Consider the following 13,873-nt stretch of genomic DNA (forward strand, 5'->3'; position numbering starts at 1 on the left):
GTCAGCGCGCCTCGCGCGGGGCGGCGGCGGCGGGCGCGCCCTGCCGCCCGAGCACGAGCCCGTTCAGGCGGCGCTGCAGCGGCCGCTCCACGTAGTGGAAGATTGCGAGCCCCATCCAGATCACCAGCGCCATGGTCAGGACCACGAAGAGCGCCGCGCCCGGGGCCGAATGCAGCTGCGGCAGCCGCTGCCAGACCTCCGCCGCCGGCACCACCAGCAGCAGGTGGAAGAGGTAGATGGCGTAGCTCGCGTCGCCCAGCCGCTCGAGCCGGGGCAGCCGCGGGATAAGCGTCCCGAGCCCGAGCGTGCCCGACACGATCAGCACCCCCGCCGTGCCCCAGACGAGCGTGCGCTGCGCGTGGTCGTCCGGGTCGACGCCGCGGCCGAAGAGCAGGAGCACCGCGATCCCCGCCGCGAGGACGGCGGCGTTGCGCGCGATCCCCCCCGGCGCGCGCAGCCAGAGCGCCGCGACGAGGCAGCCGCCCAGGAACTCGAGAAGGAGCGGGCTCGTGTAGGTCGCGGCGATCGCGGCCCGCGGCGCCAGGAGCGCGCCGAGGACCACGAGCGTCCCGAGGAGGCCCACGAGCGCCATGAGCCTGTGGCGCGCCGGCACGAACAGGCAGGCGGCGAAGGCGAGGTAGAAGAACATCTCGTAGTTGAGTGTCCAGCCCGGCACGAGCACCGGCCAGACCTGGTCCCCGAAGGTCGGCGAGTAATGCGGCACGAAGGCCAGTGAGGCGGCCACGTGGCCCGCCGTGACGGTGATCCAGTCGTAGCCCGCCGCGGTCACGAGGCCGAGCCAGGCCAGCGTCGCGATCCAGTAGGGCGGCGCCACGCGGAAGGCCCGCCGCAGCAGGAACGGCCCCGGCGCCGGCTGGGTGTAGTGGCCGATGCTCCACATGATGAAGCCGCTGATGACGAAGAACAGGTCGACCCCGGCATTGCCGAGCGGCAGCCACAGGACCGCGCCCTCGGGCAGGCTCTCGGCCGCGCGCTTGCCGGTGTGCAGCGCCACCACGGCCAGCGCCGCAAGCGCGCGCAGGTACTGGATGGCGTGGATGCGGTTCATGCGGAGCGGCGTCCCGCAGACCCGGGGGGCCGGGGCGTCGGGCGCTGCGAGGGGCGCGGAAGGGCGGGCATCGGCACGGGCGGGCGTTCCGGGCGGTTGATCCGAGGACGGGTCCGGACGGGCCGTTCCCGCGCGCGGGCCCCAGGGCCCCGCGCCACGCCCCGGATACAAGATGCCCGCGGGATTGCCAAAACGTAAATCCGTGCCGCGGCGTGCCGCATGCGCGGGCAGCACGCGATAAAGTTCGCGCGACGCTCCGCCGCCGCCATTTGCAGCGCTCCCGCCACGCCTCTACCGTCGGTTGCGCGGGCCCCGCAGCCGAATCGCCCCTCTCCAGAAAGGTCCCTCATGCGGCTTTCCGTGTTCCTGCCGTTCCTCGCGCTCGCCTCGGCGCTCGCCGCAGGCCCCGTCCCGGCCGCGTCCGGGTCCGCGGGACCCGACCTCGCGGGCACGGTCCCGATCCTCGAGGAGAGCTTCGAGGGCCCGCTCCGGCGCTATGACGGGGTCACCGGGCTCTGGTCCACGGGCGGGCGCACCGGGCGGCTCATGACCAATGCGAGCGAGGCGGTGTTCCTCGACCGGGGCATCCTCGGCCCCGAGGCCGACGCGCTCCTGCCCGACTTCCTCGCGGTGACGCCCGAGGGGCTGTCGCTGCGCAGCCTGCGCCTGCCCGAGGCGGTGCTGCCCGAGCTCCGCGCCTACATGGCGCGCACGGGCCAGGGCGATCGGGCGGACCGGATCCGCTACGGCACCGCGCGCATCACCACCGCCGAGACCTGGTCGCAGGTCTACGGCTATTTCGAGATCGAGGCGCGGATGCCGCGCGGGCGCGGGCGCTGGCCCGCGTTCTGGCTGACCCTCGCCGGGCCCGGCTGGCCGCCCGAGATCGACGTGGTCGAGGCCTATGGCGACGGGCTCGACCTGCCCACGCCCAAGGACGGCACCTTCAACACCGCGGTGTTCTTCGACGCGCTCGACGCGGAGGGCGAGCCGACCCATGCCACCGACATCGACAATCCCTTCGCCACCACCGAGGAGGGGCGCGAGCCCAAGGTGAAGATGCGCGGCTCCCGCGAGATCCGCAATTTCCACCACCTCGTGGACGCGGCCGCCCTCGGCGCGGACATCTACGCCGATTTCCACGTCTACGCGGCGCTCTGGACGCCCGAGCACGTGATTTTCTACTTCGGGCCCGACCGCGACAACCTGCGCGAGATCTACCGCACGCCCACCCCCGAGGACGTGCACGACCCGATGTTCGTGATCGCGAACGACCAGTTCACCGCCCGCGGCGGCATCTTCCGCCCGCGCCCCGCGGCGCTCGACCGGGTGCTGACACCCGAGAACGACTTCCTGATCCGCCGCATCACCGTGCGCGCGCTCAGGCCCGGCCTGACCCTCGACATGGGCGCGGGCGACGATCCCTTCGACGCGCGCGACAGCGTGATCCTCGGCACGCCGGGCGACGACGTGATCGTGCCGGGGGCGGGTTTCGACATCGTGCGGACGGGCGGCGGCGCCGACGAGATCCGGCTCTCGCGCGGGCGCGCGCAGAAGATCCTCGAGGGCTTCGACGCGGACGACGTGGTCGAGCTCGAGGGCTATCCCTTCGCGGACGAAGCCGACGCGCTGCGCCGGCTGACCCAGGTCGGGGACGACGTGTGGCTCTCTGCCGGCGCCGATCCCGACTGGCCGCACACGGTCGTCTTCCGCGACGCGCAGGTGGCCGATTTCCACGCCGGGCAGTTCCGCGTGCGCTGGTCGGTCGGGCCCGACATCTGGGCGAGCCGCGCCGACCTGCCCTCCCGCCCGACGCTCGACGAGGACGGCGACGGCGTGCTGACCGGCACGCCGCCCGCCGCCTGGCTCAACGACAAGGGCCGGCCGGTGCGCATGGTCGGCACCGAGGGCCCCGACCGCTTCATGATCGCGCACACGGCGAGCGCCATCGAGACCCCCGCCGGCACCGGGCTCGACACGGTGATCTCCTGGATCCCCTACACGCTGCCCGAGGGGATCCGGCACGGCGTCGTGCGCGGCGCGGGCGCGGTGCTGCAGGGCGGCCCCGGCGACGACCGGCTCGAGGCCGAGGGCCGCGGCGTGACGCTTGCGGGGGGGCCGGGCGACGACCTGCTCGTGGTGACCGACCGCGCCGAGACCGTGACGATCCGGATCGGGCCGGGCGACGGCCACGACCGGCTGCGCGGCTTCCGCGACGGCGTGACGCTCGCGCCCGCGCCCGTGCTGCGGCTCGAGGGTCCGCCGCGGGTCGAGCCGGGCCCTGGCGGCGCGCTCGTGCACCTGGCGCCGGACCAGAGCCTGCTGATCGAGGGGCTCGACGCCGCGGCGGCGCGGCGCGCGCTCGGCCTGCCCTGATGGCGGCGGTTGCCGGACAAAAGGGGCGCGCGCGGCCCCTTGCCTCGCGGCCGGTTTCGGGGAAGGTGCGGCGCAGGCGCGCCACCAGACGGGAAGCGGACCTCGGATGAAGTATCGCAGCGAGATTGACGGCCTGCGGACGGTCGCGGTCGTGCCGGTCGTGCTCTTCCATGCCGGGCTCGGGCTCTTTTCCGGCGGCTTCGTCGGCGTCGACGTCTTCTTCGTGATCAGCGGCTTCCTGATCACCACGATCCTGCTCGGCGACCTCGAGGCCGGGCGCTTCAGCATCCTGACCTTCTACGAGCGCCGCGCCCGGCGCATCCTGCCCGCGCTCTTCGTGGTGCTGCTGATCTGCCTGCCCTTCGCCTGGGCGTGGATGCTGCCGTCGATCTTCGAGGAATTCGCCCGCAGCCTGATCGCCGTGGCGCTGTTCTTCTCGAACGTGCTGTTCTGGCGCGAAAGCGGCTACTTCGCCCCCGCCGCCGAGGAGAAGCCGCTCCTGCACACCTGGAGCCTCGCGGTCGAGGAACAGTACTACCTGATCTTCCCGCTCCTGCTCTGGGCGCTCTGGCGCTGGCGGCGCGAGCGGCTGATGTGGGTGGTGGCGGCGCTCGCCGCGGCGAGCCTCGGGCTGAACCTCTGGGCGCAGCGCAACGACGCCATCAGCTCCGAGGCGGTGTTCTACCTGACCCCGACCCGCGCCTGGGAGCTGCTCGTGGGCTCGCTCTGCGCCTTCCACGACCGCCCCGAGCGGCGGCGGGGCAGCGACGCGCTGGCCGGGCTCGGGATGGCGATGATCGTGCTGCCGATCTTCCTCTACGACGCCACCACGCCGTTTCCCGGCCTCTACGCCCTGCCCCCGGTCCTCGGCACGGCGCTCGTGCTGCTGTTCGCGCGGAGCGGCACCCGCGTGGCGCGGCTCCTGTCGGTCGGACCCGTCGTGGGGATCGGGCTCATCAGCTACAGCGTCTACCTCTGGCACCAGCCGCTCCTGGCCTTCGCCCGGCTGCGCAGCCCGGGCGAGCCGCCGCTCGGGCTGATGCTGGCGCTCGCCGCGGCGTCGCTGCTCCTCGGCTATCTGAGCTGGCGTTTCGTCGAGCAGCCGTTCCGCCGGGGCAAGCTTTCGCTGCTGCCGCGGCGGGGGCAGATCTTCGCCTTCAGCGGCGCGGGCATGGCCGCGGCCATCGGCTTGGGCGCCATCGGCATCGCCGCCGACGGCTTCTCCGGCCGCATGCCGCCCGCCTTCTTCGAGCGCGAGGCGGTGCTTGCCGCCGCCGAGGCCGAGCGCTTCGAGGCGATCGGCCAGGGCACCTGCCACTACAACCGGATGGGGGAGCGCGCCCGGCTCGACGACTTCCTCGGCGCCTGGACCTGCGGGCCGGAGGGGCCGGGCCCGGTGCTCGCGCTCTACGGCGACAGCCACGCCGCCGACAAGGCCGCGGTGCTGCGCCTCGCCGGCATGGCGCCGCTGCAGATGACCGGGGCGGGCTGCCCGCTCCTGCCGGAGAGCGGCGGGCCGTCCTATTGCGACACCCTGCTCGCGGCCTTCGTCGAGACCGCCCGCGCCGCCGGCGCCGAGCGCGTGGTCCTCGCCAACCGCTTCGAGACGAACGAGCTCGCGCCCGCCTACCTGTCGCGGCTCGCCGATTTCTGGACCGAGGCCTTTGACGAGGTCTACCTGTTCTCGCCGATGCCGGAGTTTCCCGGCCTCAAGGAGGGCTTCCTCCTGGGCGGGCTGCCGGCGGTCGCCGCGCTGCATCCCGAGACTGCGGAGGGCACGGCCTTCGCCGACGCGGCCGCGCGCGCCGATCTGGGCAGGCTCGCGGTGCTGCCGACCGAGGTCTATTTCTGCGCGGACAGGCCCGGCTGCGGCGCGGTGGCCGGCGACGCGCTCCTGCTCCTCGACCCGACGCACCTCACCCGCGCGGGCGCGGCCCGCTTCGCCGAGGCCTTCCGCACCGCGGCCCCCTTCGGGACCGCGGACGACCTCGCCGACTGCGCCCCCGATCCCTGTCCCGCCCTCCCGGTCCGGGAGGGACGGGCGGGAACCGGGAGCGCGGCTCCGCTCAGCCCATCGCGGTGAGTTCGATGATGCCGGCCTGGCCCGCGATCTGCAGGTTGATCTCGTCCTGCGCGGCGCCGTCGACCAGCGCCCAGAGCACCTGGCCCGAAGGCATGTGGGTGATGAAGGCCTCCTCGACGCCCGCATCGCCCGAACCGGAATCGGCGTAGGTCAGGCGGAAGTCCCCGGCATTGGCGACCCCGCCATAGACCAGGAGATCGCCCTCGTCCCCGGCATAGTCGCCGATGAAGTCGGAGCCGTGCCCTTCGGCGCCCAGGTGGAAGAACTGGTCGGCGCCGGCCCCGCCCATGGCCTCGTCGAAGCCGTAGCCGCCGTTCAGCACGTCGTCGCCGTCACCGCCCAGGAGCGTGTCCGACAGCGCGTTGCCGGTCAGCGTGTCATTGCCCGACTGGCCGATGAGGCGGTCCGCGCCGGTGCCGCCGAAGATCATGTCGTCGCCCGCGCCGCCGATGACGACGTCGTTGCCGGCATCGCCCGAGAGCATGTCGTCGCCGTTCATGCCCATGAGCACGTCACCTTCGCCGCCGCCCGAGAGCGTGTCGTTGCCGCCCCCCCCGGAAACGGTGTCGTTGCCCGCGCCCGCGTCGAAGACGTCGTCCTCCGCGCCGAAGACGAAGCTGTCGCTTGCCTCCGCGCGCTGGTCCTCGAGCCGGTCGAGCGCCTCGTCGAGATCGATGGCCTCGATCTCTCCGGCCGCCGCGGGCAGGATCGGCACGTACCCGTCCTGCGTGCCGTCGACCTCGCCGTCACCGCCGCCGATATTGCCCGGCACGTCGAGCCCGTGCAGCACGATCTCGCGGAAGGTCAGCGGCAGAATGTCCTCGGCGGTGTACTCCGCGCCGGTCACGGGGCTGCCGAAGTTCGCATCGTTCCCGAGCTCGTAGGATTGCAGGAAGCTCAGCTGGCCGTTCATGTCGGCCATGGGATGGTTGCCCCCCTCGGGCGTCACGAGGCTGAGGAGCACGTCGCCGTAGGACGCGACGCCCTCGATCACCTCGACGATGCCGTCGCCGTCGGCATCCTGCGCAAGGCCCGGGGTGACGGAATCGATCGGGTTGCCGTCATCGTCGAAGCGGCCATGGATGTGCTGGACATGGGTCTCGCCCGGCGTCAGGCCCTCGGCCAGGATCGACACGTTCAGGTAGCGGGAGCCGTCGGCCTCGGTGTTCAGCGAGAGGATCGCGTCACCGGTGACCCCCGAGGAGTTCAGCGCGGCGAGATCCACCGCCCAGAACCCGTCGACGTCGTCGCGGCCGAGAAAGGCCTCGAAGGATGCATAAGTCGGGTCGAGATGTGCCATAAGTCCGGTTTCTCCTGTCTTCGGGACAACAGGAGCCACGGACGCGCCCCGACCCGAGTTTCAGGAACCGCCCGCTTTCCGGGCGGCGCGGCTCAGCGCGCCGGCGGCTCGTGTGCCGCGAGGTTGGCGAGATACGCGCCGTAATCGTTCTTGGCGAAGAGTTTCGCGCGCTCGGCCAGCGCCGTGCGGTCGATCCAGCCGAGGGCATAGGCGATCTCGTCGGGGCTGCCGGTCTGCAGGCCCTGGCGCTTCTCCAGCGTGCGCACGAAATTCCCCGCGTCGAGGAGGCTTCCGTGGGTGCCGGTGTCGAGCCAGGCATAGCCGCGGCCCATCTGCTGCACGGTGAGCTGTCCGTCGGCCAGGTACATCTCGAGGAGCGTGGTGATCTCGAGTTCGCCGCGCGCCGAGGGCGTGACCTTGCGCGCGCGCTCGGGCGCGGTGCCGTCGAGGAAGTAGAGCCCGGTGACCGCGTAGGACGAGGGCGGCACCGCGGGTTTCTCGACGATCTGGCGCACCCGCCCAGCGTCGTCGAAGTCGACGACGCCGTAGCGTTCGGGATCGGCCACGCGGTAGCCGAAGACGGTGCCGCCGGAGCCTTGCGCATCCGCGCCGGCCAGGAGCTCCGGCAGGCCGTGGCCGAAGAAGATGTTGTCGCCGAGCACCATCGCCGACGGCCGACCCGCGAGGAAGTCCTCGGCCAGGAGGTAGGCCTGCGCCAGCCCCTCGGGGCGCGGCTGCACGATGTAGGTGAAGGCGAGGCCCCACTGGCTGCCGTCGCCCAGGACCCGGCGGAACTGGTCCTGGTCCTCGGGCGTGGTGATGATGGCGATCTCGCGGATGCCCGCATGCATCAGCACCGAGACCGGGTAGTAGATCATCGGCTTGTCGTAGACCGGCAAAAGCTGCTTCGAGACGCCGAGCGTGACCGGGTAGAGCCGGGTGCCCGAGCCCCCGGCGAGGATGATGCCCTTGCGATCGCTCATGTGCGGGATGCTCCGAGTTCCTTGAGGATGTCGGCGAGGCCGCGGCGCCAGTCCGGCCGCGCGACGCCGAAGGCGGCCTCGGTCGCGCCGGTGTCGAGACGCGAATTGGCCGGCCGCGCGGCCGGGGTGGGATAGTCCGAGGTGGCGATGTCGACGACCTCGGGCGCGAGGCCCGCCTGGCGGAAGATCTCGCGCGCGAAATCGGCCCAGCTGACATCCGGACCCCCGGCGAAGTGGTAGGTCCCGGAAAGCCCGGGATCGTCGGCGAGCGCGCGGGCGATCCCGCGGCAGGCATGCGCGATGTCGGCGGCGGGCGTCGGGCCCCCCACCTGGTCGGCGACGATGGTGAGCCGGTCGCGCTCGGCCCCGAGACGCAGCATGGTCTTCACGAAGTTCCGCCTGTGCGCCGAGACCACCCAGGAGGTGCGCAGGATGACATGGGGGCCGCCCGCCGCGCGCACCGCCGCCTCGCCCGCGAGCTTGGTGCGGCCATAGGCGCCGAGCGGCGCCGTGGGCGCGTCCGGGGCAAAGGGCGTGCTGCCCGCGCCGTCGAAAACGTAGTCGGTCGAGATGTGCACGAAGGGGATGCCGGCCGCCGCCGCCGCGCGGGCCATGGCGCCCGGCGCCTCGGCATTGACCACGTGCGCCTCGGCCTCAGCCTCCTCCGCCGCGTCGACCCCGGTCCAGGCGGCGGCGTTGATCACCGCCCGGGGCCCATGCGCCGCGATCGCCGCGGCGCAGGCGGCGGGGTCGGAGAGATCCGCCGCCTCGCGCCCGAGGAACACCGCGTCCCCGCCCGCCTGCCGCGCCAGTTCGGTGGCCACCTGTCCGGTCCGGCCGAAGACCAGGATCGTCATGTCCGTCTCCCCTCAAGGGCCCGCGAAGACCATCGCCAGCGCGCCGCGCATGGCGTAGTCCGCCGCGTCCCGATCTGCAACCGGAGGGCAGCCGCTCGAGCCGCCCAACTTTGGACCCCGTGCGCCTCCAACGCGGCTTGGTGCCGGCGAGGCAAGGTGGTTCCTCGGCTTCGCTCGTGTATACCGACCCGGCACCTTGACCGGATCCGGCGCCATGATGTCCAGCAGCCATCGCTTCATCTACCTGCACGTCCCTAAGACTGGCGGGAACACCATCCAGTCGCTGCTGCTGGACCTCAGCGACGACAGGAAAGTCTGCACCGGCCATCAGGACGGGCGGGACCGTTTCGAGGTCCGGGGGCCGGTCACCCCCCGCAAGCACGCCACGCTCGCCGACTACACCCGGCGGCTCGGCATGGGACTGGACGATTGCCGAGTGATCATCTCGGTCCGGCACCCGTTCGAGCGTCTGGTCTCGGCCTACTTCAGCCCCCATCGATGGATGACGCGGAGTGCTGCGGATACCTGGGAAATGCGTCCGCCGATCTGGGATGAAGCTCTTTTCGAGGACATGCTGCAGCGACCGGAATGGCGACCCGCCATGCATCACCTCGACACTGACGAGGGTGTCCGGCCTGCCGATCACGTCATCCACCTCGAGAGCTTCGCCCGCGATCTGGCTCGAACACTGCACGCGCTGGACGTGCCGCTGGCATGGCCCGGGGCGCCCCCGAGGGTCAACCGCTCGGCCGCCCCGGCAGAAATGCGCAAGGTCCTCTCGAGCCGCACGCTGCGGGACCGGATCGAAGATCTGCATGCCGCGGATATGGATCACTTCGGCTACGAGAGCTACGACTTGGCGCCTCGGTAGCGCCGCCTCACCCGGTGCCGAGCCGCCGGCCGACGCCGTCGCGGTCCTGCAGGGCGCGCCACCACGCCTCGTTGTCGAGATACCAGCGCACCGTGCGCTCGAGCCCCTCCTCCACGGTCACCGAGGGGCGCCAGCCGAGCTCCTCGCGAATGCGCGTGGGATCGATGGCGTAGCGCGCGTCGTGACCGGGGCGGTCGGTGACGAAGGTGACGAGGTCGGCATAGGGGCTCTCGGGACGCGGCCGGAGCCGGTCGAGGATGCCGCAGAGCGTGCGCACGAGCTCGAGGTTGCTGCGCTCGTTCTCGCCGCCGATGTTGTAGGACCGCCCCACCCTGCCCTGTTCGAGCACGCGCAGGAGCGCGTCGGCATGGTCCTCGACATAGAGCCAGTCGCGCACGTTCGAGCCGTCGCCGTAGACCGGCAGCGGTCGGCCCGCGAGCGCGTTCAGGATCGTCACCGGGATCAGCTTCTCGGGGAAATGGTAGGGCCCGTAATTGTTCGAGCAGTTGGTCAGCAGCACCGGCAGGCCGTAGGTCTCGTGCCAGGCGCGCACCAGGTGGTCCGAGGCGGCCTTGGTCGCCGAATAGGGCGAGCGCGGGTCGTAGGGCGTGTCCTCGGTGAACTTCACGTCCGGATCGTGCGGCAGCGAGCCGAAGACCTCGTCGGTCGAGACGTGGTGGAAGCGGAAATCCCCGGGCCGTCCGGCCTTGGTCCAGTAGGCGCGCGCCGCCTCGAGCAGCGTGTAGGTCCCGGTCACGTTGGTCTCGACGAAGGTGCCCGGCCCGTCGATCGAGCGGTCCACGTGGCTTTCGGCCGCGAGGTGCAGGACCGCATCGGGCGCATGCGCATCGAGGATGCGGTCGAGCGCCGCGCGGTCGCGGATGTCGGCATGTTCGAAGGCGTAGCGCGGGCTCTCCGCCGCCTCCGCCACGTTGTCGAGGCAGGCGGCATAGGTCAGCGCGTCGAGGTTGACCACGTGGTGGCCGCGCGCCACCGCGAGCCGCACCACCGCAGAGCCGATGAAGCCCGCGCCCCCCGTGACCAGGAGCTTCATGCGGCGCCCTCCCAGGTGAAGGGCGTGTCGAAATCCGCGAGGCGCGGCGCGCGCGCGTCCTTGTCGGACAGGACCGGCTCGGTGCCCCCGAGGCCCCAGTCGATGCCGATGTCCGGATCGCTCCAGAGCACCGCGCCGTCGCAGTCGGGCGCGTAGTGGTCCGAGCACTTGTAGACGATCTCGGTGTCGGGCTCGCGGGTGACGAAGCCGTGCAGGAAGCCCTCGGGGATCAGCAGCTGCCGGCCGTTCTCGAAGCTGAGCTCGACCCCGGTCCACTGCCCGTAGGTCGGGCTGCCGCGCCGTATGTCCACCGCCACGTCGAGGAGCCGCCCCCGCCCGCAGCGCACGAGCTTGGCCTGCGCATGCGGCGGCGCCTGGAAATGCAGCCCCCGCACCGTACCGGCCCTGGCCGAGAGCGAGTGGTTGTCCTGCACGAAGTCGACGTCGAGCCCCGCCTCCGCCATCCGCCGCCGGTTCCAGCTCTCGGAGAAGAAGCCACGCTCATCGCCATGACGCGCGGGCGTCAGGATGACGACGCCTGGCAGGGGGGTCAGTTCGATCTGCATCGGTCAGTCTGACTTTTCCAGTTATCACTGGAGCGCCATAGCAACACCCCGACGCGCTGTCATCCGGGTTCAGGAACCAAGATGATGCTCGGCCAATTTTATTGGCACAAGCATTTAACCGGTTAACTGAGCACGGCTAAAAGCCGCCGGAAGGGCTAGTCAAGAGCAAATGTTCCGCATGCATGCAGACTGCCATCTGAACTCATCCTATCCTTCACCACTGCTGGCTTGCCCCTCCGATTTCGACTTCATCAAGCTCTACTCGCCGAGTATATGTTCAGACGAAGAAAAACGTCGGAGGAGACCCTCCCCTCTAGGGAACCTCTGCGTGTAGGTAGAATAAGGAGAAAGAACGTGGCGGATTCAGAGAAGCCTCAAAAGCCACCACTTGTGCTACCCCCAAATTTGCAAAGGCGCATGCGTACGACGGCGCAAGTAAACCAAGACATCGTTTCGGCTTTCCAAAGGGCCGAACCATTCTTATTGGCTCGCTTCGGCGGAATAGAGGGAAAGCTAATCGGCGAAATCATATTACGCCGCCGCCCAGATGTCGATCAGGGCCTTGCTGGCCAAGCTCGTATCAACGCGGGTATTGTACCCCCTAACCGACTAATGGTTCGAAATTGTGCAGTGGAAACTCTCGCTGCAGGAATGAAAACAGATATACTTGCGATTTGGAGCTACGACTTCCAGGTGAATTTGGCTAGCTATGTTGCCCCAAAGGCGCTTTGCCATCTAAATAGCTTTTGCCCCATACTTTTGGCACACCGACACCAAGAAAGGCCATGGACTCAAGAGCTCAGTGGAAAAAAAGTCCTTATCGTACACCCTTTCGTCAAAAGTATCACAAAGCAGCTAGAGAGACGCAACGAGATTAGCGTCGTGCAAAATCTTTGGCCTGATGACACGATCTTCGAGATTCTAAAACCTCCAGTGACCTTTGCTGGAGAAGAAGGTAACCTAACCTGGACCGATGAACTGGTCCGCACCAAATCTGAAATTGCAAAACGAGACTTCGATGTCGCTCTAATAGGCGCAGGCTCGTACGGAATGCCTCTTGCTGGCTTTGTACGCGACATGGGACGCAAGGCAATCCACTTTGGCGGAAAGATGCAGCTCGCTTTCGGAATTCTTGGAGCGCGGTGGGAGAACAATCCAAACTACAAGGACGCATTTCGATTCGGCTGGATTCGCCCACACCCAAGCGAAATTCCAAAACTACATCAACGCGTGGATGCTTCATCCTACTGGTAGGTATTCACCCCACTCGTAAATGTTCGAAAAATAAAACTTCCATCGCGACAGCGATGCACCTGAGCACCCTTCAGGTCGTTCTTGTCTTGGCTCCCCATCAGCGCCCTATTTCGCTGCTTGGAAATGTCGATGTCGACGAGGACGGTCAGTACGGTAGAGTGGACGGTGATCATAGTCAGGCGATGCGCGCCATCTTCGCGGCCAGCGCGACCACGGCGACGTTGGGATGCGCTCGCGCCAGAAGCGCCCGCAGCCACCGTCCCGTCTTGTTGCGAGACGTGCGGCATGGCGGCGCGGGCGCCCTGGATCAGCATCTTTCGCAGATACCGGCTCCCGCGCTTGGTGATGCCGAGAAGCCTGGGCCTGCCGCCGGTCGTCGCCTGGCGCGGAACAAGGCCAAGCCAGGCCGCGAGATCCCGGCCTTTCGAGAACGTGGCCGCGTCGCCCACGGCAGCCACCAGCGCGGTGGCGTTCAGGGCGTCTATCCCTGGAATGCCGGTCAGGCGCCGGGCTCTTTCATCGGTGCGCGCCATGGCGGCGAACTCAGCATCGAAAGCAGCAATGCGCCGGTCCAGTTCCGCCCATCTCGCGCGCATGTCCTCGAGCAGGAAGGCCATGCGCGGGCTCAGTACTTCCGCGTCCGGATGAAGCAGCTCAATTAGCTTGCTGCGCAGTTTGGCGTGCCCCTGCGCCACGATATGCCCACGCTGGAGCAGAAGACTCCGGATCTGGTTGGTCAAAGACGTGCGCTCTGACACGAGCCGGTCCCGTACCCGGTGCAGGGTCTGAACGTCGAGCTGCTCCTCGCTCTTGAGCTCGACGAACCGCATCGTCGGTCGGGTCGCCGCCTCGGCGATGGCCTCGGCATCGCGATCATCGTTCTTCTGTGCCTTCACGTAGGGTCTCACGTACTCCGGCGACATCAGCCGGATCTCATGGCCGAATTCTGCCAGCGCTCGTCCCACGTGATGCGCGCCGCAGCATGCCTCCATCGCCATGATGCAGGATGGCAGCTTCGACGCGAGAGCGATCACCCCGTCCCGGCGCATCCGCCGATGCAGCACGACCGTTCCGCTCTCATCCAGTCCGACCAGGCTACAGCTGTTCTTGCCCAGATCGATACCGAGGATCACTATGATCATGGTTCGCTCCTTCCTCCTTTGAACACCGACAGCCTACACAGGCTTCGGCGGAAGGGGCGGGCCATCCATAAAGGGGGGCGTGGCCGCCTGATCGGTCGAACGAAAGGCGGGATGAACACCAAGCTGCACGCCGTCACGGACCCCGAGGGCCGGCCTGTCCGCCTCTTCGTGACCGCCGGCCAAGTCAGCGACTACAAGGGCGCGCTCGCGCTCCAGAGCGGATTTCCGCAAGGGGACTGGCTTCTCACCGACCGCGGCTACGATGCCGACTGGTTCCGTAACGCGTTGTCAGACAGTGAACTGGCCCCGGTTTCGACC

General features: G+C 69.2%; 10 protein-coding genes and 2 pseudogenes. 5 read left to right on the forward strand and 7 right to left on the reverse strand.

Annotation, left to right across the window (positions count from 1 at the left end):
* Position 1: 1 nt before the first annotated feature.
* Positions 2 to 1,069 (reverse strand): acyltransferase family protein, encoded by a 1,068-nt coding sequence (locus tag RISW2_RS19055; RefSeq protein ID WP_051492168.1) that lies wholly within the window; start codon positions 1,067 to 1,069, stop codon positions 2 to 4.
* A 348-nt stretch (positions 1,070 to 1,417) separates the two neighbouring features.
* On the opposite strand from RISW2_RS19055, the gene RISW2_RS25840 reads away from it, so the two are divergent.
* Together RISW2_RS25840 and RISW2_RS25505 are read left to right on the forward strand one after the other, a co-directional pair.
* A complete protein-coding gene (locus tag RISW2_RS25840; RefSeq protein ID WP_043774106.1) occupies positions 1,418 to 3,445 on the forward strand; it encodes a glycoside hydrolase family 16 protein in 2,028 nt (675 codons plus the stop codon).
* Between the two features lie 106 nt (positions 3,446 to 3,551).
* Complete coding sequence (locus RISW2_RS25505; RefSeq protein ID WP_051492169.1) at positions 3,552 to 5,528, forward strand: acyltransferase family protein; 1,977 nt, start codon at positions 3,552 to 3,554, stop codon at positions 5,526 to 5,528.
* Here the strand turns inward: RISW2_RS25505 and RISW2_RS23645 are convergent.
* The 3 genes from RISW2_RS23645 to rfbD all read right to left on the reverse strand — a co-directional run bounded on the left by RISW2_RS23645 (position 5,512) and on the right by rfbD (position 8,668).
* The gene (locus RISW2_RS23645; RefSeq protein WP_051492170.1) at positions 5,512 to 6,828 is read right to left on the reverse strand and encodes a calcium-binding protein; all 1,317 of its coding nucleotides are present in this window, start codon (positions 6,826 to 6,828) and stop codon (positions 5,512 to 5,514) included. The two genes, RISW2_RS25505 and RISW2_RS23645, sit on opposite strands and share 17 nt — an antisense overlap.
* Before the next feature lie 92 nt (positions 6,829 to 6,920).
* On the reverse strand, positions 6,921 to 7,811 hold the full coding sequence (gene rfbA, locus RISW2_RS19075; protein ID WP_043774107.1) for a glucose-1-phosphate thymidylyltransferase RfbA: 891 nt from the start codon (positions 7,809 to 7,811) through the stop codon (positions 6,921 to 6,923).
* Positions 7,808 to 8,668 (reverse strand): dTDP-4-dehydrorhamnose reductase, encoded by an 861-nt coding sequence (gene rfbD / locus RISW2_RS19080; RefSeq protein ID WP_043774108.1) that lies wholly within the window; start codon positions 8,666 to 8,668, stop codon positions 7,808 to 7,810. Before rfbD ends, rfbA begins: the two co-directional genes overlap by 4 nt.
* Positions 8,669 to 8,882: 214 nt before the next feature.
* Here rfbD and RISW2_RS23650 point away from each other — a divergent pair, with 214 nt between their 5' ends.
* Entirely contained in the window at positions 8,883 to 9,539 is a 657-nt protein-coding gene (locus RISW2_RS23650; RefSeq protein ID WP_051492171.1) for a sulfotransferase family 2 domain-containing protein, read from the forward strand.
* Between the two features lie 7 nt (positions 9,540 to 9,546).
* On the opposite strand, the gene rfbB is transcribed toward RISW2_RS23650, so the two are convergent.
* Both rfbB and rfbC read right to left on the reverse strand, forming a co-directional pair.
* On the reverse strand, positions 9,547 to 10,593 hold the full coding sequence (gene rfbB, locus RISW2_RS19090; protein ID WP_043774109.1) for a dTDP-glucose 4,6-dehydratase: 1,047 nt from the start codon (positions 10,591 to 10,593) through the stop codon (positions 9,547 to 9,549).
* Positions 10,590 to 11,159 (reverse strand): dTDP-4-dehydrorhamnose 3,5-epimerase, encoded by a 570-nt coding sequence (gene rfbC, locus RISW2_RS19095; RefSeq protein ID WP_043774110.1) that lies wholly within the window; start codon positions 11,157 to 11,159, stop codon positions 10,590 to 10,592. The genes rfbB and rfbC overlap by 4 nt, the downstream gene beginning before the upstream one ends.
* Before the next feature lie 354 nt (positions 11,160 to 11,513).
* Here rfbC and RISW2_RS24670 point away from each other — a divergent pair, with 354 nt between their 5' ends.
* Positions 11,514 to 12,413, forward strand: a complete 900-nt coding sequence (locus RISW2_RS24670; protein ID WP_156943896.1) for a GT-D fold domain-containing protein — start codon at positions 11,514 to 11,516, stop codon at positions 12,411 to 12,413.
* A gap of 175 nt (positions 12,414 to 12,588) precedes the next feature.
* Here the strand turns inward: RISW2_RS24670 and RISW2_RS19100 are convergent.
* Positions 12,589 to 13,555 (reverse strand): annotated as a pseudogene (locus RISW2_RS19100) (IS110 family RNA-guided transposase).
* A 63-nt stretch (positions 13,556 to 13,618) separates the two neighbouring features.
* On the opposite strand from RISW2_RS19100, the pseudogene RISW2_RS19105 reads away from it, so the two are divergent.
* A pseudogene (locus RISW2_RS19105) lies at positions 13,619 to 13,873 on the forward strand (transposase); the annotation flags it as partial.

The organism is Roseivivax isoporae LMG 25204 (assembly GCF_000521865.1).
Lineage (GTDB): Bacteria > Pseudomonadota > Alphaproteobacteria > Rhodobacterales > Rhodobacteraceae > Roseivivax > Roseivivax isoporae.